Here is a 21,361-nt window from a genome sequence, read left to right as displayed (position 1 = left end):
AACTATCCTCGTTACTCACAATCTATATTAGTCCAAAAGACCAATTTCATTATCTTCATCTTATAAATCCTTGTCAAGTTTTTTTTAAAATAAGATGGGTGGTAAAGGTAAAAAGTAACCCCCCTTAATATCCTTTCCCAGCAGATGCATATAATTGTCAACAATAATTGAAGGAATCAGAGGAATAGGTTTATCAGTATTCAATTCGGATTGGAAGATTTGTTCAGGGTTTTGATTATTTCTACCTCTATTATTTCTATAAGAATTGAACCAGATTTGGTAGGCGAAAGTTTTAGCCAAGAGCTCGGTTTCATTATTCGGTTTTTCTTAAGATAAAGAATTCTTCTTCAATAATGTTATGAAAGGACTCCACATCACTATTCCAGGTAGGTCTTCGGTAGGGGATAAGAAAATGAGTTTCCTGATATTTTTCCTTTACTATTTTTTCAAATAAAGTTACTTTTCGGTCAGTAGGATTAATGAATTCTTTTCCATTATCAGTTTGGATAATAATAGTTTGAGGATTTATGCCATAGTTTTGAAGAGAAGAGAGCAAGTAGTTGATAAACAGAGCTGTAGCCGTAGATGATTTTTCGTAGCTATAAGCAAGATAGATAGCACCGGTTTTATAGTCCCTGGCAGAGATAAGATATAGAGGGAAATGATGTTCCCATCTCCAGATTTCGAATTCAGGAATATCGGTTAGATATTTTATATCTATTTGGAGCCGGCTAAATACTTTCTTTTGTTTTCGGACTTCCTGCATATCTTTGCGTTTCTTATATTTTTTTCTTTTCGGCAAAATCAGACCAGCATCTTTGATTACTCTATGGATAGAGACATGCGAGAAGTTGAGTTCCAGGACTTCTTTGATTCTTCTCGCACCCCAACCTGGGTGATCTTTGCGACATTTAATAATCTGCAGTTCTGTTTCTTTATCAATCTTGATTAGACAGTGTGTTTTTTTACGGGAAAGATCATTCAAACCATCCTCCTTATATTGTTGGTATCGCTTTACCCATTTACGTACTGTTTTAACCGTTGTCTGATACTGGCGAGCGCAGGGTTTAATTCCATATTTTAGCGCATCTTGAACCATCTGCAGACGATAAGTCTTGACATCCTGACTACCAATAATTTTTTTGTTTTCCATATAGGTATTCATAACGGTTGCATATCCCGATATACTGTCGAGATGGCAACCATTTTTTTTTAATATAGGTATTCATAACGGTTGCATTCCCTCTACCTGTCTCAATAACACCCATTTATATATTTTTTTATTTTTTCTTTTACCAGTTTTTGCTTAGTGCCATTTATAATCTCTGGTAGGGGGGTACTTATACCCTTTACTAGCCATTTTTTTAATTTATGGTGATTTTTTACTTGACAGGTTGTAAACACTATTTACAGGTGCACTGTAAACAAAATTCCAAGAGGGGTGAAAAAAAAATGGCAGAGAACATAACCCAACAGCTGGATGCATATATAACAAACAAGATAGCGCTTTCCAAGGCAATGGGTTACTTAAGTGACAGTGCAAAGAGTCATCTAATTGAAATAGTAGGCAAATCGGGTTCTGGTAAAAGTCATTTTGTTCAGCCCTTAATGGAAAGTGTGGAAGATATATATGCGAAGCGGATATATTTTTCCCCTCATCCCCTTATGTTAAATCATTTTTCAGAGCTTATGCAGGTGATTACAGAGGTAACGGAAGAAGACCTGTATGGTTATTATCGGGAATTTCGTGAAAATATAGGTTCCGTAAATAAATACGATTTTTTCTTTTATATTACGGAGCGTTTAAACGAGATGGAACTGTTTCAGCCATTTCTGCTGGTGATTGATGATTGTGATATTTATGATAATTATACCCGTGATTATTTACAATATCTGGTTCAATATTTACCGGATACGGGAATTCAGATAGTAGTTTTTACGCAAACGCGTTTATTTCCCTTTGCGGAATTGGACAATATACCCACATTAGGAGTGGAGGAATGTCAGTGGCTTTTACAATTAACCTTTCCGGAGACGGATTTTACAGGTAGCAGTGAAAGCGAAATATTTCAGAAAATAACTTCCGGCAACCTGATGATCATAGAAAAGGTCTTGAAGGAGATGAAGAGCCAAAAGCCAAAGGGGAAGTTTAATTTGGGACCTTATCTGGAAAAGACCTTTGATGCTGAACAGATTTATTATGAAACGCTGGAAACCCTTAGTTCCTCACAGAAAGAAATTCTAACTGCGATGTATGTATTGGATGGATTTGATGCCAGTGCCTTAGCCAAAGCTTTGGGCAATCCCAAAAATATAAAGACGGATTTGGTTACTTTATATAATTTGAATTTGATTTCCAAACCGGAAAAGGGATTGTCCATTCAAAAGAAGAAGGCATTTTCGGAATGGCTGAATAACAATTTGAAGGAGTTCAAAGGCACTTTATTGAATCAGCTGATGGAATATTTGCAAAAGGAGAAAAAGCATCCCCAGATTTTGGTTTCTCTGCAGATGTTAAATAAAAAATACAATTCCGCTCTCTTTGGTAAAGTAACTTCCGAGCTATATCAGATCAACGATTCCGCAAGTGTGTTAAGGTTAGAAGAATATGTTTTGGCGCATACCAAAAGTCCCGCGGACAAATTAGCCAGCACGCAAAGAATTGCTGAAGCATATTCAGCGCTAAATCAGAAAGACAAAGCGATAGATCATTTTCGTCAGGCATTGCATATTTCTACGGAAAACAATATTCCTGCAGAGCAAATCGTTTATAAACTTGCTAGTGATCTCTATGCCGTAAATTCATCCGCTTTTGCTTTGGAAATTATCAAACAGTATTCTCCGGCTACGATAGACCCCTATTGGAAAGTAAAAATTCTCCTGTTAAAAGCTGATATTCAAACGGAAAGTGAGGCATTTAATGAGGCATTCAACACTTTGGATATTGCCAGCCACTCTTCAAACAGCATAACTAATCAGCAACAAAGACACAGCGTTCAAGCCGAAGCCAAAAAAATACGCGGGAAAATACACTATTACATAAATGAATGGGAACAGGCGGAAGAGGTCTTCAACGAAGCTGAAACGCTTTATTCTCTTGCCAAAGATCACAGCGGTTTAGCTGCTATCTATAACAATTTGGGTGTTTTGTATATGTGTCAGGGTTTTTGGGAAAAGAGCGAGACCTATTTTCTGAAAAGTTTGGCGCTGGAAAAACAATATTTTAACCTGAATGGCATTTCGGTATGTTATAATAACTTAGGCGGTTTAATGGATGATAAAGGTGATCCGGCAAAATCACTTTATTACCTGGAAGAGGCACTTAAAATACAGAAACTTCTGGCTGAACCCTATAATATCACTAATATCTATAATAATATAGGTGTTACGCTAATGGACCACGGTGACTATGACAGGGCTGAAGATGCCTTAAAAAAGTCGCTGGATATGGCTAATGAATTTGGTTTTCAGCGTAATACGATTGCCACCTTAAATAATCTGGGCGGTTTATATTTCAAGAAAGGTGACTGGGCAGAATCCATTTCTTACTATGAAAAAGCCATTAAACTTTCTCAGGAAAGCGGTTTTAACGAAGGTCTATTGCGCAGTTTTAATAACTTGGGCGAGGTTTATGAAAAACAGGATGAACTGAACCTGGCTTATGATCTTTATATTAAAGGTCTGGAATTGCTTCCTGCCGTTTCGGATGATTATATTAAGGCAGAATTGTATGGCAATCTGGGAAGTGTTTTTACTAAGCTGCATAAATTTAAGGATGCCTATCGTTATCTGGTTGAAAGCTTGGATTTCTTTAAAAACATTGCTGCCCGGGATAAAATTATTGAGGGTTATCTGAAACAGGCATATTACTTTATCCTAACCCGCAATATTGAAAGTGCCGATTATTATCTGGCGGAAGCTCAAAAACTGGCTATTGAACAAAATCTGCCTTTTGAAATAGGGCGTTCTTTATATCTGCGTGCTTTGCTGGAAAGGAAAAATTTGGAATCCGCAAAGAATTATCTGAATGAGGCAATTAAACATTTTGTAGAAGCAGGTAGTAACTATGAACTTTCTTTAGCCAATTATGAACTTGCCGGTGTGCTTTTGGATATGGAAGAATGGGAACAGGCAATGGAAATTTTGAAAAATAACCGCAAAATAATTGAAAGATACGGCTCTATTAAATTACTGGAACAAAATGACATCCTGATGCAAAAAATATCCCGTGAATATTCTTCGCAAATGGAAGAAGTAAAATTTGAAGAAAACCTGCTGAACCAGTTCTATGAAATTACCCAAAACCTGAATACGATAACCGATTTGGATGTGCTGATAGAACAATCCCTTTCCAGTTTAGTGGAAATTGCCAATGCCGATGGCGGAATGCTTTTACTGCATCCTAATCCGAGTTTGCCGGATGCCTGGGAATATAGAATTTATCATAATTTTTCTCCTGAAGATAAGTATCACGACCAATTTCAGAATATTTGTTATGAAGTGTATCAGAATAATAAGCTGGAAAACATTAAACAGCCGCATTTTGCTCCCAGTTATAATAATATTTTAGCTCTGCCTCTTTCCATTCGTAAAAATACTATGGGAGTCGTTTTGCTCTTTTGTAAAAGCGGTTCCAAATATTTTTCCGAAAGGATTATCAATTTGCTTTCCGCTCTTTCCAATCAAATTATCGTAATTATAGAAAACATCCTCAGTGCCAATCTGGAAAAAAGCCATAATATTATCCGCGAACAGCTTAGCTCCAATAATATCTATTCCAATATAATAGGTAAAAGCCCGGAGATGATGAAGATTTTTGAGATTATTGAAAAGGTGAAAGATACTCCTACTACAGTGCTTTTAGAAGGTCCCAGCGGAACAGGTAAAGAATTGATAGCCAGGGCATTACACTATAGCAGTAACAGAAGAAATAAGGCATTTGTAGCTCAATATTGCGGTGCCTTGCCCGAGACCTTACTGGAAAGCGAACTTTTTGGTCATGTAAAGGGTTCTTTTACAGGTGCTGCTTATGATAAAAAGGGTTTATTTGAAATAGCTGATGGTGGAACTTTCTTTCTGGATGAAATTTCCGATATCAGCCAGTCCACACAGTCCAAATTGCTGCGTTTTTTGCAGGAAGGAGAAATTAAAAGAGTTGGAGCTACAAAAACGGAAAAGGTTGATGTGCGAGTTGTTTGTGCTACCAATACGCCTTTAATGGAAAGAGTTAAAAGCGGGGAATTCCGTTTAGACCTCTATTACCGTTTAAATGTTATCAGAATTGATGTTCCGCCGCTGAAAAACAGAACGGGTGATATTCCTCTTTTGGCAATACACTTTCTGGATAAATACAATAAACGAATGAATAAAAATGTTATGGGATTTACAGCTGAAGCAATGAAGGTTTTGGAACAATATGACTGGCCTGGAAATGTCCGTCAGCTGGAAAATGAAATTGAAAGAGCGGTAACTTTGGCTGAACCCAATACTTTCATTAAGCCCAGTGATTTTAGTGAAGAAGTTTACCGTCATATTGAATACAGCAAAACAATCGCTATGCTTTCGGGAAAGAAAAACTTAAAGGATGCCATAGAAGAACTGGAACGCAAATTGATTTCTCAATCCCTGGAAAAATTTCAGTGGAATCAAACCCAGGCAGCTAAAGAATTGGGGCTTTCGCGTCAGGGCTTAATTAAAAAGATGCAGCGTTATAATCTTTACCGCGAAGAGGATTAACGAATAGGATAAAATGTGGAAAGTATAAACAACGAAGTAAAAAACACGGAGAATTTTAACAACCTGCCTTTGGAGCAATTGGAATTTGTAGCTATAGATATTGAAACCACCGGCTTAAATTCGGAATGGGATGAAATTATTCAGATAGCTGGTATGCGCTTTAAAGGTGAAGAAGTTGTTAATCAGTTTGTCAGTTTGGTTAAGCCCAAAGGGAAAGTGCCCAAGTTTATTGAGCATTTAACTCATATTTCGCCTCAGGAACTAAAAACGGCACCTCCTATAAAAGAGGTACTGAAGGATTTTTGTAATTTTATTGGCGATAGCATTTTGGTGGGACATAATATTGGATTTGATTTTAACTTTCTCAATCAATTTATCGTGGATAATGGGGGTTTCCCGATCAGCAATATGCATTGGGATACAGCAGAAATAGGGCGTATTTATTTACCTTTTACAACTGACCATAAATTAAGTACCCTGGTTTCTTTTTTCGGAATTGAACTAATGAATGCTCATCAGGCAGATGCAGATGCCCTGGCAACAGGAAAGCTCTTTAATGCCTTAACCAATTATATTTTAAATCATTATGGCTATATGCTTAATGCCCGGTTAATGGATTTAGCAATGCAGGCAAATCTGAAAAGCGGATTGTATGAATATATCAAATGGATTGTGAGACAACAGCGTTCATCAGCTCTTTCCGGTAAAAAAACGGTTCCTGTAGTCAATGAACTGAACAATGTTATTGAGCATATTGCTGCAGGTTCCATAAAAAGCATTCCTGAGGTCTTTGCTGAAGATGGAATTTTTGCCTCCAAATTTCCCAATTTTGAATTTCGTTCCGGACAAATGACTATGGCAGAAGAGGTTGCCGATGCTTTTAGCAAACAGGATTTTTTGGTGGTAGAAGCAGGAACGGGAGTAGGAAAATCCTTTGCTTATCTGGTTCCGGCAATTGATTTCAGTAACCGGAATAAGAGCAAAGTAATTGTTTCTACCAATACTAAAAATCTGCAGGAACAGCTTTTCTTCAAGGATTTACCGCAACTGAAAAAAATATTGCCCCTGCCTTTCCAAGCCGTATTAGTTAAAGGTAGGGAAAATTATATCTGCGAAAGAAGGTGGCAGGAACTTTTACAGGAACAAACCAGAGGCATAACTTCTTACGATGCGTATGGTCTACTGAATCTTCTTGTTTGGAAAGAACATACGAATACAGGGGATGTTTCCGAAAATTCTTCTTTTGATAAAAACCGCTTTGGTGTTTTATGGCATAAGATATGTTCCGATCGCTACTTGTGCGGAGGCAGAAAGTGTCCCTTGTTCCAAAGCTGTTATGTAATGAAATTGCGCAAGAATATAGAGACGGCATCTATTGTAGTTGCCAATCATTCCTTGCTTCTGGCAGATGCTCAAATGGATAATTCCACTTTAGGTGAATATCAATATCTGGTAATTGATGAAGCGCATAATCTGATGTCCGCTGCTTCCAAAAATCTGGGTTTTACTTTAAGTTATGTTGACCTCAACAGCTTATTTAATCAGCTTGTTTATACTTCCAGGAAATATTCCGGGGGCTTTCTTTCCCAAATTATTCAGACACTGCAGAAAAGTATGTTAACTACTGACCAAAAGACGCATATAGAAACCCTTTGCACCAAACTGACAGGGGAAATTGACAGTCAGAGGCAGGTGATAACAAAGCTTTTCAGTTTAGCGGAAGACCATTGTGTTGAAGCAAAAAGCTATAATAAATTGCGGATAAAGGACATCAATGCTTTTGAAGATATCTATACCCTTCTGAAGGAATTATCTCTTGCTTTCAAGGATATTATGAAAGACCTTACTGCCCTGGATAATGTTTTCAGCACTTTAAACAGCAATCAAGTGAAGGATTTGGATGTTCTGAAAGATAATTTGAAGGGTTATTTATCCCGCTATATGGAAACGGAAGAGATAATTTTACAACTTCTTAATCCCGATTTGGATAATTATGCTTTATGGATTGAAAACGATCCTAATTCGGAACGCAATGTTCCTATCAGCACTTTTTGTTATGCACCTGTGGAAGTTGGAGAACATCTTAACCGTTTGCTTTATCAAAATATCCCCTGTATTATTTTCACTTCTGCTACTTTATCTATCAGGGGTTCCTTCAAGTTTTTCCTCAATCAATCGGGCTTGAGTTTGGTTACGGAAAAGAATGTTAGGCAGAGTATTGTTGAATCACCTTTTGATTATGATAAGCAGTCCTTATTGTTAATTGGCAGTTTTCTTCCTGAGTATAAGGATAAATTCTTCCAAAGTCAGGCATTGGGTTGTTTGGAACAAATATTGACTACTACGAATGTAGGAACGATGGCACTTTTTACTTCCTATAAGGACTTGGATGCTGTTTACGATCATCTTAGCGATACCCTTTTTCATCTCAATCGTCCATTTTTTGCTCAGGGTAAGGGTGTAAGCAGAAATTCCCTTCTGGATGAATTCAAGAAGAGTAAAAATGCCGTGTTATTGGGAACTTCTTCTTTTTGGGAAGGGGTGGATATTCAAGGGGATTCACTTTCTCTATTGATTTTATACAAAATTCCTTTTCAAGTGCCTTCCGAGCCATTGGTAGAGGCACTTATAGATAAACTGGAACGGGAAAATAAGGATTCCTTTATGCATCTGATGTTGCCCAATGCTTTATTACGTTTAAGACAAGGTTTTGGACGCTTAATCCGCAGTAAAACAGACCGGGGAGTAGTTCTTATTATGGATTCCCGTGTTTCCAAAAAGAAATATGGCATTTACTTTAAACAAATACTACCAGGACGCTGTATTGAATTGAAAGACGAACAACATCTCATTTCTGAAATCGGTAAATTTTTTAATCCCTTACCTGCCAATATTTGAGTATGGATACTTTTCTTTTGTTACGGAAGGAATACCCTCAACTAATTGATGAGGGCATTGTGCATATAGAAGTTCCCTTAAAAGAACATTGCAGTTTTAACATAGGGGGTCCCGCTGAGGTTTTTTGCACTCCTTATACCCAAAAACAATTAGTTACTCTCTTAAAGTTTTGCCTTGGGCATAATATTCCTTATTTTATTTTAGGGAAGGGCTCTAATTTGCTCATTTCAGATAAGGGAGTAAAGGGCATAGTTATCAGCACGGAGCGTTTTGATAAAATCACTTTAGGTAAGCATTATTTATCTGCTTTCTGTGGAGTTACCCTTAAGGACTTAGGTAATTTTGCCTGTGAGAATGGATTAAGCGGATTGGAATTTGCCAGTGGAATTCCGGGCTCTGTAGGAGGAGCTGTTTTTATGAATGCCGGTGCCTACGGAAACGAGATCAAAGATGTACTTTACAGCAGTAGAGCTATTTTGCCTACCCAAGAAAAGCTCAGTTCTCCAAACCCTGTTTTCTACCTGAAGGCGTCAGAACATAATTTTTCCTATCGGCATAGCGTCTTTCAAGATTTGGGCTTAATTCATCTTTCCTCTCTGTTTATTCTGAAAAAAGATAAACCGGAAAATATCCGCCAGCGAATGCAGGAATTACAACAAAAACGACAGGATAAACAACCAATGGATTTACCCAGTGCCGGCAGCGTTTTTAAACGACCGGAAGGTTTTTTTACCGGAAAATTAATTGAGGAATGCGGATTGAAGGGCTTTCGGATTGGTGATGCAGCTATTTCGGAAAAGCATTGCGGTTTTATTGTTAATCTTGGTTCTGCTACTGCTAAAGATGTTTTTCAGCTTATTCAGCATATTCAAAAAGTTGTTTATGAACGCTATGGTGTTCATCTGCAAACGGAAATTCGTATTTTGGGAGAAATATGAAAAGCCGGCAAATAATTTTGCCTTTGCTTTTTTTTGTGGTTCTGGTTTTGCTCTGGCAATTTATCAGCACTAAAGGAGTTATCGCTTTTTGGGTAGTTCCTTCGCCGCAACAGGTGATTCAGGTTTTTATTAACTATCCAGGTTTGATTTGGCATCACTTAAAGCCAACTTTGATAGAGGCAATCAGCGGACTTTTAATCAGTATTGTTCTGGGCTCTATAACGGCTATTGCTATGAATTTATCTCGCCTTATCAAACAAATTATCTATCCTTATCTGATTATTTCCCAAACAGTTCCTATTATAGCTGTAGCGCCTTTACTTATAATTTGGTTTGGCTATGGCATCAGCGCTAAAATCTTTGCCGTAGTGCTGATGTGCTTTTTTCCGATTGCTTTAGGACTTTATGACGGTTTCAGGAGTGTGTCCATAGACCAGATTCGCCTTTTAACTTCAATGGGAGCAACACCCTATAAGATATTTAGATTATTAAAAATACCTTCTGCTTTACCCAATTTCTTTACGGGACTAAAACTATCTGCAACTTATAGCGTGATGGGAGCTGTGATAGGTGAATGGTTAGGAGGAACTTCCGGTTTGGGAATTTATATGACCAGAGCTACAAACGTGCATCAGACAGCTCATATTTTTGCCGTGATTATTGTTTTCGTGGCTGTCAGTTTAGCGCTGTTCGGAATCGTGGCTTTGCTGGATAGGATTTTGCTGAAATGGAAATATCATCCTATTGATGAATATCTGGAACCAGAAAAAAAATAACCTCTCACAGATAAAAATAAGTGCACGCAGATTTCGCCGATACCGCAGATTTTTTTATTTATAATTATTCTTATATTGAAATACAGCTGAGCCAGTCGATCCGGTTATCTGAATTCTCTTAGTCATTCTTCATTTTTCATTTTTATTTGTGCTTCTTGGCTTGGAACTTGGACAAAATCGCCGGGTTGGAAGTTTCCGGAAAAGCGGACGCGGACATAGTGATCGCTCAAAAATTCGCAGTAGCCAGCGGTGTTTTTTTCCACAATTCCGCGTAACGGGATATTATTTTCCATTAGGGATTTAGTATAGGCGGAAGTCAGTTCGCGGGAAATTTGGCTGAGTTCATTGGCTCTGCGGTTTTTAATGGTTTTAGAGATTTGGTTAGGAAAATCAAAAGCAGGGGTTCCTTTTCTTTTAGAAAAAGTGAAAATATGTAGATAAGCCAGGGGTAAAGAGCGCAAAAATTCACAGGTCTGGTTATGTTCTTCTTCCGTTTCACCAGGGAAACCGGTTATTACATCCATTCCGATTGCCGGATAGGGAATGCGTTCACAAATCTTAACTATTAGTTGGTTAATTGTGGTGGAGGTATAGTGGCGTCTCATCCTTTTTAGCCCAGAATCAGCACCACATTGCAACGGTATATGATAATGCGAGCAAAGCTTGGGAATTAAGGGAAGAGTGTTAATTAGTTTATCATTAAACAATTGCGGTTCAACGGAGCTAAGGCGAATCAATTCCAAGCCCTGCAATTCGTTTAAGCGGAGCAAAACATCGGTTAAATCGTTATTTCCATCTTTGTATAGTCCTAAGTTAATTCCTGATAGCACAATTTCCTTATAACCGTTTTCCACAAATAACTTGGCTTGCTGAATAACTTGTTCCAAAGTTGCCGACCTGCTTCTGCCCCTTCCATAAGGGACTGCACAATAAGCACAGTTAAAATCGCAGCCGTCTTGAATAATTTGAAAGGCGCGTGTGCGGTTATACATTTTAGCAGTTGGCTTATAGACAAATTCCTTTGCCTGCATAATATCCATAAATTCGTAGTTGCCACCGGCAAGGATATCCGCAATATTCAGTTTCTGCTGATTATCTATAATCCAGTCAACATTGCCCATTTTGGCAATTTCTTCCGGATAGCGTTGAGCAAAGCAGCCAGTTACGACAATTTTGGCAAAGGGGTTTTGCGTTTTTTGAGATAATGCCTGACGGATTAAATAGCGGCTTTTATAGTCGGTTCGGTTCGTTACAGTGCAGGTATTGATGATATAGATATCCGCTTCTTCCTGCCAGGGAACTAACTTAAAGTCGTTGAACTGGTCTAAAATTATGGAGGACTCGGCTTGATTGGCTTTGCAACCAAGGGTAGCAATAGCGATGCGAATCACGACTTTAACAAAAATTGACAGATGGCAGGTGCATAAAGTTTGTGTTCAATTTCCAGCACTTTTTCGGCAATTTCTTCCGGACTTTTACAGGAACTGATATCCACTTTTTGTTGAGCTACAATTTTTCCCTTATCATATTGGGAATTAACAAGATGAATAGTAACTCCGGAAAATTTGTCACAGGAAGCAAAAACCGCTTTATGCACAGCCATTCCATACATACCTTTGCCTCCATATTGGGGCAATAAGGCAGGATGGATGTTTAAAATGGGGACTTGAACATCCGCAATAAAATTCTCCGAGAGCTGTTTTAAAAAACCCGCTAAGGCAATCAGTTCTATGTTATGTTGTTGGCAAAGGTTTATTGCCTGTTGTTCAAAAAGTTGCATATTGCGGGTAGAAATAATGTGGTAATTCAATCCTTTTTCTTCAGCCAATTGAACTGCAGGTGCATCTTTGCGGGTGAAAATGACCAAAGCGACTTCAATGGGTAACTTATTCTGTGTAAAATAGTTATGCAATGCACACAAATTTGAGCCCCGACTTAATCCGCTGCAAAAAACAGCTATTTTATGGGTTGCAGATGCAGGTCTTTCCATTGCTGTTCATCTACTTCAGAAGGTGCCTGGCTCATTAAATCCGTTGCCTTCAATGTTTTAGGAAAGGCAATAACATCTCGGATGGATTCAGCTCCCGTCATAATCATAACTAATCTATCCAAACCAGGAGCTATTCCTCCGTGTGGTGGAGTTCCATATTTTAGTGCTTCCAGAAAGAACCCGAAACGCTTCTGCAGTTCTTCTTCACTAAAACCAAGAATATCAAATATTTTCTTTTGGATGTCATAACGATGACACCTGATACTGCCGCTGGAAAGTTCAACTCCATTGCAGACAAGGTCATAAAGTTGTCCAATAATTTCACCGATTTTTTCGGGAATATCCAGATAGGGAATATGTTCTTCTTTGGGTAAGGTAAACATATGATGAGCTGGTTCCCATTTACCTGTTTCCAGATTTTTAGTAAAGAGGGGAAAATCCGTTATCCAGCAAAAGGCAAAACTGTTTTCGGGAATGAGATTTAATTGGGGAGCCAAGAAATTACGAATTCCTGCTAAAACCTTGCTTACCATTTCATAATTATCTGCGGCAAAGGCAAGAAGGTCATTTTTTTGAGCTTGGGTAGCTTGAATAATTGCCTCTGCTTCTTCAGGGCTAAGGAATTTACTGATGCCACCTTCCAAACCGTTTTCCGTTACTTTGGCAAAGGCAATTCCTTTACCTCCCAAGTGCTTAGCAAGTTCTACCAGTTCATCCTGTTGCTTTCTGCTGAAATCAGCTGCTTTAGGAATGGCGATTGCTTTAACTACTCCTCCGTTTTTCAGGGCGGCAGAAAAGACATTAAAACCACTATTTTTCACTATGTTAGAAATGTCAAATAACTTCATTTCAAAACGAATATCGGGTTTATCACAGCCATAATTCTCCATTGCTTCTGCATAAGGAATAACAGGAAAAGGAACGCTTAAATTATATCCCAAGACCTCCTGAAAAAGTTTGGCAAAAAGGCGTTCTATAAGATCAAAGATTTGCGCTTGAGAAACGAAACTCAGCTCTATATCCAATTGCGTAAATTCGGGCTGTCTATCTGCTCTTAAATCCTCATCTCGGAAGCATCTGGCGATTTGATAGTATCTATCCAAGCCGGCAATCATTAAGAGCTGTTTAAACATTTGAGGGGATTGCGGTAAGGCATAAAATTTTCCCGGTTGCATTCTACTGGGAACAAGATAATCCCTTGCTCCTTCAGGAGTGCTTTTCATCAGGATGGGAGTTTCAATTTCATAAAAACCCTCATTATTGAGAAATTCCCGTATAATTTGCATTATGCGGTGCCTGGTGATAATTATTTTTTGCAGTTTGGGACGACGCAAATCCAAATAGCGATAAGTAAGCCGCAAATCCTCTTCCGCCATAGCGACTTCACTAAATTGAACAGGAAGGGGTTGTGCATCATTTAAAATATAAAATTCCTCCGCTTCCAGTTCAATTTTACCGGTGGGAAGATTGGGATTAATGTTGGGTTCGGTGCGTGCACAAATTTTTCCGCGGACAGCAATTACATATTCATTACGAACTTTTTCCGCTTTGGCAAAAATCTCCGGTTTTTCGGGACGGATAACAACTTGCAGAATACCTTTAACATCACGCAAGTCAATAAAAATTAAACCACCCAGGTCGCGGCGTTTATTCACCCAACCCATAACGGTTACTTCTTGTCCAATGTGCTCCGTATTCAAATTTCCGCAATAATGAGTGCGGGTTAAATTTCCCAGGTTATCAAGCATTGTGTTTTCTTTTTCTCGCTTTATCAGTTTAATTTGATTGCCTCAAAGAGCTTATCTATTTTCTTCACATTTTCGCCAAGGGCATTAATCATATAGCATTTTTGGAGATATTCCTCGCTTGGATAGATAAGTGCATTATTTTTAATTGTATCAGGTAACAAATTGTTTGCCGCCTTATTGGGAGTGGCATAGCGGCAATATTCCGTATTGCGTTTACCGATTTCCGCATTTAGGAGAAAATCAATGAATTTATAGGCAAGTTCTTTATTTTTAGAGGACTTAAGCATAACGATATTATCCATCCATAAGCTGGTGCCTTCCACGGGGAGAAAGAATTTAATATCGGGATTGTTTTCCATAACCTGTAAAGCATCTCCGTTATATGCCTGAGCCAGCCATGTTGTTCCATCGGGAACTTCGTTTTTATAGCTATCAGAATCAAACTGCGTAATATTTTTATCCCATTCGGCAAGCGTTTTTTCTGCAGCCGCTAATGCTTCAGCACTTGTATCATTAAGATCGTAGCCATTGTAGATTAATGCGGCACCAACAACTTCGCGTGCATCATCCAGCATCGTAACTTTGTTTTTACCGGTGAAAAAATTATCGGCTAAGATATTCCAGCTTTGAGATTTAACAACGCTTTCAGGAACATAACGCTGATTATAAATAATTCCGGTTAAACCCCAAAAATAGGGTAGGGAATATTTATTGCCAGGGTCAAAACTGGTGGCTTTCAGCAAAAGATTGTTATCCAGATTGCGGTAATTTGGAATTTTGGTTAAATCCAACGGTTCCAGTAAACCCGCATCACACATAATAGTTACATGATCACCACTGGGGAAAACAAGATCAAATGCTTCGCGGGAACTCATAATTTTGGTGAGCATATTTTCGTTGGAATCGTAAGTGCTATATTTGATAGTGCATTTATTCTGCTGTTCAAATTCCTTGATGAGGTCGGGATCAATATAATCACTCCAGTTGAAGATATACAGAACCGGCTTATTTTTACTGCAGGAACCGCAAAAAAACAGCAGAACTATGACCATTATTAGGACTATGATATTTCCTCTTTTCATCTTTCTCTCCTTTTTTTCTCTCACAGATTACACAGATAACACAGATAAAAGATTAGCACACGGATTTAACGGATTTTAGCTGATTAACACAGATTTTAGTTTTTTAATTACCATTATGTAAAATCCTGCTAATCAAGTCGCTCCAGTTATCTGCGTTCTATTTTTTTATCTTCCACTTCATTCTTCATTTACTTTCGCTTGTTCAATCCCTTCCTGTAACTGCACACTCTGCAATAAAATCCAGCCAATCACAAAGAAAAAAATCAAGGACAAAACGGAATAACGAATATCCCCTGTCTGATGTGCTATCCATCCATATAAAATTGGACCAATAATAGAAGATAAGCGTCCTGTCAAGGTATAAAATCCGAAAAATTCTGCCTGTCTATCCCTCGGAGTTAAAAGAGAAAGCATAGTTCTACTATTTGCCTGACTACTACCAATTGCCAAACCAGCAACCAGACCGACAAAATAATATTCACTGGCACTGCTGCAAAAAAATGCCCAGATTACAACGCCAATCCAAATTATAAGGGATATACTCAAGGAATTTTTTACATTCCATTTATCCGTAAGCCAACCGAAAAATGCTGCTCCCAAAATGGAAGTAAATTGTGCCAGAATGAAATAGGTTATCATCTGCGGAGTTGTCATCCCAAACCTTTCCGCTCCATAAATGGAAGCAAAAACAATCACTGTAGTAATGCCGTCGTTATAAATAAAATAGCTGATAATATATTTCAGCAGTTGGGGTAACTTGGCAATGTTCTTTAGGGAATAAGTAACTCTTTGCCAGGCAATCCGATAATAGTTACTTCTTTGAGAGGGACGACGGAATTCTTTCAACCAGAAAAAAGTGAACAGGGAAAATAAAAACAGGTGCAATGCCACAGCAGGAAAAACCAAACGCACATTGATTTTTACCAAAACTAAAGCTACAAGCAGGGAAACTAAACCACCTACATATCCTAAAGACCAGCCAAAACCGGAAACCTTACCGATATCTTCCGGCTGGCAAATTTCGGGCAAAAAAGCATCGTAAAATACATTAGCACTATTGAAACCGAAATTGGCAATAATGAAAAACAACATTCCTATAAAAACATCACCTGGCTTAACAAAATAAAGCAGAGCCGTAAAAATTACGGTTATATAGCAATTAATGAAAAGCATCCGTTTTTTGGCACGGGAATAATCTGCTACAGCTCCAAAAATAGGTGCTGAAATAGCAACCAGGGTCATAGAAATTCCGATTGCTCTTCCCCAAAGCATTTCTCCATAACCGGCAGGTCCGCCGACTACATTATTGATAAAATAAACGCTGTAAACGACTGTAACAATTATAGTTGTAAAGGCAGAATTGGCAAAATCATAGAGCATCCAGCCGATAATATTACGGTTGAATTTCATTTGTCCATTCCTTCCAACTTCTGAATTTGATAGCCCTGCCAGATATTACAGAGATCTTCTTTGGGACTGGCAATAAAAACCTGATAACGGTTATTGATGCAATTTCTTATTTGTTGAGAATGAAAAGTATCCAACTCGGCAAAAATATCGTCAAAAAGCATAATAGGTTTTATGCCGGTAACTTTTTCAATTAGGCGTGCTTGAATGAGCTTAAGAATAATAACTGCTATGCGTTTTTGCCCTTGAGAAGCATAGGTAAGCATTTTACGACCCTTAAGCTTAAATTCGTAATCATCCAAATGAGCTCCGACTAAAGAGCGTTGCAGTAATTTTTCTCTTTCTTCAATAGTTGCCAGGTGTTTTATAATTTCTTCTGGAGAACTCTCCAAAGGCAATTTTAAAGAAGGTATATAAGCCAGAGAAATGGCAGTGGAAGCAGGAAAAATATCTTTGAAGGTCTCCTGAAAAGCGGTATTAACCTGCTTTAAATAGCGATTCCGATAATTCCAGACCTCCGCTAAAGAAGAGGCAAAAGATAAATTCCAGCTGGTAATTTCTGCCCGGGAATAGTTTCTTTTCAGCATTGCATTTCTCTGCTGAACGATATGCAAAAAATGCCTTAGGACATTGATGTAAGGAGGATAAAGCTGAGAAATTGCTAGGTCAAAATATTGTCGGCGAAAACGCGGTGAACCACTTATCAATAAATGGTCTTCTGGAGCACAATAAATAACTTTTACCACTTCAAAAAGTGAACTTAATTGGCGGATAGGCAATTCGTCAATCTTTAAAAGTTTATGCTGATCTGCATAACTTAAAGAGACCTTCTTCGGGGTTTGCTGGTCACTGATAAATAAACTCTGAACACGGAAAAACTGCCCTCCAAAATTGAGCAGTTCTTCATCGTGGTGAAAACGAATGGATTTACCTATACTGCAATAGGCAATTGCCTCCAGGAGATTGGTTTTTCCACAGCCATTAGGACCAATTATCAAACACCCCTGAGGGTTGAAATCAAACTCATTTTGGCGATAGCTGCGGAAATTCTCAAGTTCAATTTTAGCCAGGTTCAAATTTTTATGAACGCAAAGGCATCAGCAGGAAGGTTATTTCCTGATCGGGAAGGGGTGTTTCATTGTAAATCATCATCGCGTCTTTGGAAGTTCCCAATTTGATGACAACTTTTTCCGTATCTATAGCTTCCAGGATGGAAAGCATATATTTATAGTTGAATGAAATTCCTGTAGAAGAGCCAGCAAAAGTAAAGTCATCCATATTTTCTTTAGCTTCACCGGTATCTCTATTACTGGTATTCACTTCAAAACGATCACTATCCAAATCAAAATGAATGCGTAAATTGTCATCTGGAGCCACCAGAGCTACTCTTTTTATAGCAGTAATGAGGGCTTGTCTATCAATAACAAATTTATTGGGCAGTTCGGCAGGAAATGCTTTTTGGTAATCGGGAAATTTGTGTTCCAAAACCTGAGAGGAAATAAAATATTCTCCATACAAAAACAGAATCCGGTTATGTTCCAAACCTACTTTCAATTCCTTCACTTCATCATTGAATATTTTTTGCAGAAACAGAAGGGTCTTTACTGGAATCACTTTTTCCACATAATATTGATTCTGTTCTGTAAAAATATTCATTTCCGGGTTATCATTCGGTTCCAAAGAAGATAAAAGGGACGAATTCAGAATTTTTATTTCTGCTACTTTGCGTCCATCAGTTGCTGCCATTATATGATGATCAGGATAAATCTTCCAGCAAACACCATTGAGAACAGGACGGTTTACATCCGTGGAAACGGCAAAATAGGTTTTGGAAATCATCCTGCTAAATAACTCTGCATCAATAGTTATGGGATTATTCAGTTTCGGCTCGGGAATAACAGGAAAAAGAGTGTGATCAGCAATTAACAGATTAAAATCAACTTTGCCACATTGAATCATCAGCAGATCGTCATTACGCCAAAGATTGATAACCCCATCGGGCATATAATTAATAATTTCATTAAAATGATGAGCAGAAACAGCAACTGTTCCACCTTCAGAAACAGCTGCAGGAAACTCTACAACAACCATAAGTTCCAAATCGGTAGTGCTGATTCGGACTTTATTGTTTTCTTCGGAGACCTCAATAAGGTAGTTGTTCAATATCGGAGATGTGTTTTTTGTAGGCACAATGGATACCAGATGTTGAATGCGGGCAAGAAGGTCTTTCTTTTCAATCGCTAATCTCATAATAACCTCACTGGAATAATTTACTTTTTTCCAGAAAAATTTACTGTGTTATTTAGTCAATCACTTTTTTGAAGAAAGGGGATTTTACACCGAGAACACCGAAAACACTGAGAACACCGAAAAGGGATTGTTTAAACAAAGAGAAAATAATTGAGAATTATAAATGGTTGAGAAGGTTGAGAAGGTTTAGAAAGTTGAGAGGGTTGAGATTTTTTGATTCTTGTTTTAACTCACAATTTTGAAATGAGGAGACCAAATGTAGTTCGGTTGACAGTGTGCAGGTTCTTGTTTTAACTCACAATTTTTTAATTCGTAAACAAGTTATAACTTGGTTGCAAATGAAGATGTTTGTGGGATGTGTGTACCTGGAGGGCAAGTGAAAATTGTGAGTCAAAACAAGTAGAGGGGGGAGTTTTGACTCTAAACCGACCCTTTTATGTTTGCAACTATATTCTGAGGTAACAGGAAATTTTGTTTGTTGCCTTCTACTTTCACAGCTGAAGCTCGGTTTAGAGTTAAAACGAAAGTATTCCCCGAAGTCACCAATTCTGAACAATTCCTACCCCACATTTCTGGAGCGGCTGAATATATATTTTTTCCGTGACCGTGGAATTTGACGGAATGCTGTAGCTCGGTTGTAAGTGTGCAGGTTCTTGTTTTAACTCACAATTTTGAAATGAGGAGACCAAATGTAGTTCGGTTGACAGTGTGCAGGGTTCTTGTTTTAACTCACAATTTTTTAATTCGTAAACAAGTTATAACTCGGTTGCAAATGAAGATGTTTGTGGGATGTGTGTACCTGGAGGGCAAGTGAAAATTGTGAGTCAAAACTTTCTCCCCGGTGAAAATTGTGAGTTAAAATAGAACATGCGTCGGGGTTAAAACCCGTCGTTATCTAACTGCCATCACTATAGGAGTTATCTTATTTTATAGAGTTTAAGAATAATAAAACTATATAAAATATGGAGTTACAGATATAATATTTTCTTCTTCCCCCTAAATTTTCCTAACTCCTATTAACTAAATATAATTCCATTTTCTTCCTTAATAGCATTGCTTACTCATTGCTTACCCATTGCTAATCCCATCCGTAATGGGTAAGCAATGCTTCAGCAATTCAAGCTGGGAAAAAGCTGAGATGCCCTGAAAAAAATGGACTTTACTTAACCCCCAAAATGCAATTGAGAATAAATGCATTAACAACTTCCAATTTACTACGGAACTTATTCGCAAAAAGGAAATAAGATATCTTCCAACTTCATAACGCCGGGTTAAAACCCGTCGTTAATACCTGTCGTTCCTACGGAACTTCTTGTCGGGAAAAGAGATAATGGCTCTCTGATGTTCTTCTTCACCGGGTTAAAACCTGTCGTCCCTCCGGAACTTCTTCTTGGAAAAATAAAAAGAGTGCCGGCCATAATCGCAAGCCATATAATGCCATACGAAAACTATTTGAAATAATCGTGATATGTTTTGAAAAAATCGTGATATCGCAAGCCAGTAAAAACGCCGATTTGAAAAAATAACTGAGAACGCATACTCAGTGTAAAAAAAACTAAATACGATTTGGCTAGTAAAGGGTATAAGTACCCCCCTACCAGAGATTATAAATGGCATTAAGCAAAAACTGGTAAAAGAAAAGATAAAAAAATATATAAATGGGTGTTATTGAGACAGGTAGAGGGAATGCAACCGTTATGAAGACCTACCTGGAATAGTGATGTGGAGTCCTTTCATAACCTTATTGAAGAAGAATTCTTTATCTTAAGAAAAACCGAATAATGAAACCGAGCTCTGGGCTAAAACTTTCACTTATCAAATCTGGTTCAATTCTTATAGCAAGAATAGAGGTAGAAATAATCAAAACCCTGAATAAATCTTCCACTCAGAACTGAATACTAATAAAGCTTTCCCAATTATACCTCCAATTATAGTTGACAATAATATGCATCTGATAGGAAAGGATATTAAGGGAGGATACTTTATACAGTTACTACCCACTTAAGAGATAAGCTATACAGGGAGATTCAATTGTTCTCTATACGTCGCAATGAGCCAGAAGATTATACTGCCATCAGTAGTATAGTAGAGAAAACTTGGCATACCACAAGTATAATTACCCGTGGTAAACTTTATCATATCAGTAGCTTGGAAGGATTTCTGGCAGAGGATGCAAGCGGAATTATCGGAGTGTTGCTTTACCGGATTGCCGATTCTGAATGCGAAATTATCCTTCTGCAAAGCTTAAAAGAAAACCTGGGCGTTGGCACCGGGCTACTGAAAGAAGTGATAACTCATGCTAAAAAAGAAGGTTGTAAAAGAATTTGGTTGATCACCACGAATGATAACACATCTGCTATGCATTTTTATCAGCGACGAGGTTTTATTTTTGCCGCCATCCATATAAATGCAATGCAAATTTCGAGACAAATGAAACCCCAGATTCCGCTTACTGGGATTGATGGTATACCTCTAAGGGATGAAATTGAAATGGAATATCCGTTTATTATAGAAATGAATAAAGAGGTATTGTGAG

At 37.9% G+C, this 21,361-nt stretch carries 13 protein-coding genes; 5 read left to right on the top strand and 8 right to left on the bottom strand.

Annotated elements, in window-relative coordinates; all coding sequences use genetic code 11:
- Nucleotides 1–313: 313 nt before the first annotated feature.
- On the bottom strand, nt 314–1,165 hold the full coding sequence (locus tag CLOAM_RS07280; RefSeq protein WP_015425252.1) for a helix-turn-helix domain-containing protein: 852 nt from the start codon (nt 1,163–1,165) through the stop codon (nt 314–316).
- Nucleotides 1,166–1,452: 287 nt separating this feature from the next.
- Between CLOAM_RS07280 and CLOAM_RS07275 the strand changes: the two genes are divergently transcribed.
- Genes CLOAM_RS07275 through CLOAM_RS07260 form a run of 4 tightly spaced genes read left to right on the top strand, consistent with a single transcriptional unit; the run spans nt 1,453 to nt 10,348 of the window.
- On the top strand, nt 1,453–5,736 hold the full coding sequence (locus tag CLOAM_RS07275; RefSeq protein WP_044279058.1) for a sigma-54-dependent Fis family transcriptional regulator: 4,284 nt from the start codon (nt 1,453–1,455) through the stop codon (nt 5,734–5,736).
- 15 nt (nt 5,737–5,751) lie between these two features.
- A complete protein-coding gene (locus CLOAM_RS07270) occupies nt 5,752–8,634 on the top strand; it encodes a helicase C-terminal domain-containing protein (RefSeq protein ID WP_015425250.1) in 2,883 nt (960 codons plus the stop codon).
- A 17-nt stretch (nt 8,635–8,651) separates the two neighbouring features.
- On the top strand, nt 8,652–9,572 hold the full coding sequence (gene murB / locus CLOAM_RS07265) for a UDP-N-acetylmuramate dehydrogenase (RefSeq protein WP_052293591.1): 921 nt from the start codon (nt 8,652–8,654) through the stop codon (nt 9,570–9,572).
- A complete protein-coding gene (locus CLOAM_RS07260) occupies nt 9,569–10,348 on the top strand; it encodes an ABC transporter permease (protein ID WP_015425248.1) in 780 nt (259 codons plus the stop codon). Before murB ends, CLOAM_RS07260 begins: the two co-directional genes overlap by 4 nt.
- A gap of 122 nt (nt 10,349–10,470) precedes the next feature.
- Here the strand turns inward: CLOAM_RS07260 and mtaB are convergent, their stop codons facing one another.
- The 7 genes from mtaB to dnaN form a co-directional block, all read right to left on the bottom strand.
- Entirely contained in the window at nt 10,471–11,739 is a 1,269-nt protein-coding gene (mtaB, locus tag CLOAM_RS07255) for a tRNA (N(6)-L-threonylcarbamoyladenosine(37)-C(2))-methylthiotransferase MtaB (RefSeq protein WP_015425247.1), read from the bottom strand.
- Nucleotides 11,736–12,338 carry a formyltransferase family protein gene (locus tag CLOAM_RS07250; protein ID WP_044279056.1) on the bottom strand — a complete coding sequence of 201 codons (603 nt, stop codon included), beginning with the start codon at nt 12,336–12,338 and terminating at the stop codon, nt 11,736–11,738. The genes mtaB and CLOAM_RS07250 overlap by 4 nt, the downstream gene beginning before the upstream one ends.
- Nucleotides 12,305–14,086, bottom strand: coding sequence for an aspartate--tRNA ligase (aspS, locus tag CLOAM_RS07245; RefSeq protein WP_015425245.1), 1,782 nt, complete (start codon nt 14,084–14,086; stop codon nt 12,305–12,307). Before aspS ends, CLOAM_RS07250 begins: the two co-directional genes overlap by 34 nt.
- Nucleotides 14,087–14,109: 23 nt before the next feature.
- Entirely contained in the window at nt 14,110–15,168 is a 1,059-nt protein-coding gene (locus CLOAM_RS07240; protein WP_015425244.1) for a polyamine ABC transporter substrate-binding protein, read from the bottom strand.
- Between the two features lie 177 nt (nt 15,169–15,345).
- Nucleotides 15,346–16,578 (bottom strand): MFS transporter, encoded by a 1,233-nt coding sequence (locus CLOAM_RS07235; RefSeq protein ID WP_015425243.1) that lies wholly within the window; start codon nt 16,576–16,578, stop codon nt 15,346–15,348.
- Complete coding sequence (gene recF, locus CLOAM_RS07230; RefSeq protein ID WP_015425242.1) at nt 16,575–17,651, bottom strand: DNA replication/repair protein RecF; 1,077 nt, start codon at nt 17,649–17,651, stop codon at nt 16,575–16,577. Before recF ends, CLOAM_RS07235 begins: the two co-directional genes overlap by 4 nt.
- A gap of 4 nt (nt 17,652–17,655) precedes the next feature.
- Nucleotides 17,656–18,825 (bottom strand): DNA polymerase III subunit beta, encoded by a 1,170-nt coding sequence (dnaN, locus tag CLOAM_RS07225; protein WP_015425241.1) that lies wholly within the window; start codon nt 18,823–18,825, stop codon nt 17,656–17,658.
- Nucleotides 18,826–20,856: 2,031 nt separating this feature from the next.
- Here dnaN and CLOAM_RS07220 point away from each other — a divergent pair.
- Nucleotides 20,857–21,360, top strand: a complete 504-nt coding sequence (locus tag CLOAM_RS07220) for a GNAT family N-acetyltransferase (RefSeq protein ID WP_015425240.1) — start codon at nt 20,857–20,859, stop codon at nt 21,358–21,360.
- Nucleotide 21,361 lies beyond the last annotated feature (1 nt).

The organism is Candidatus Cloacimonas acidaminovorans str. Evry (assembly GCF_000146065.2).
GTDB lineage: Bacteria > Cloacimonadota > Cloacimonadia > Cloacimonadales > Cloacimonadaceae > Cloacimonas > Cloacimonas acidaminivorans.
The sequence above is the reverse complement of the archived record's forward strand: the minus strand, read 5'-3'. Positions and strand labels throughout refer to the sequence as shown.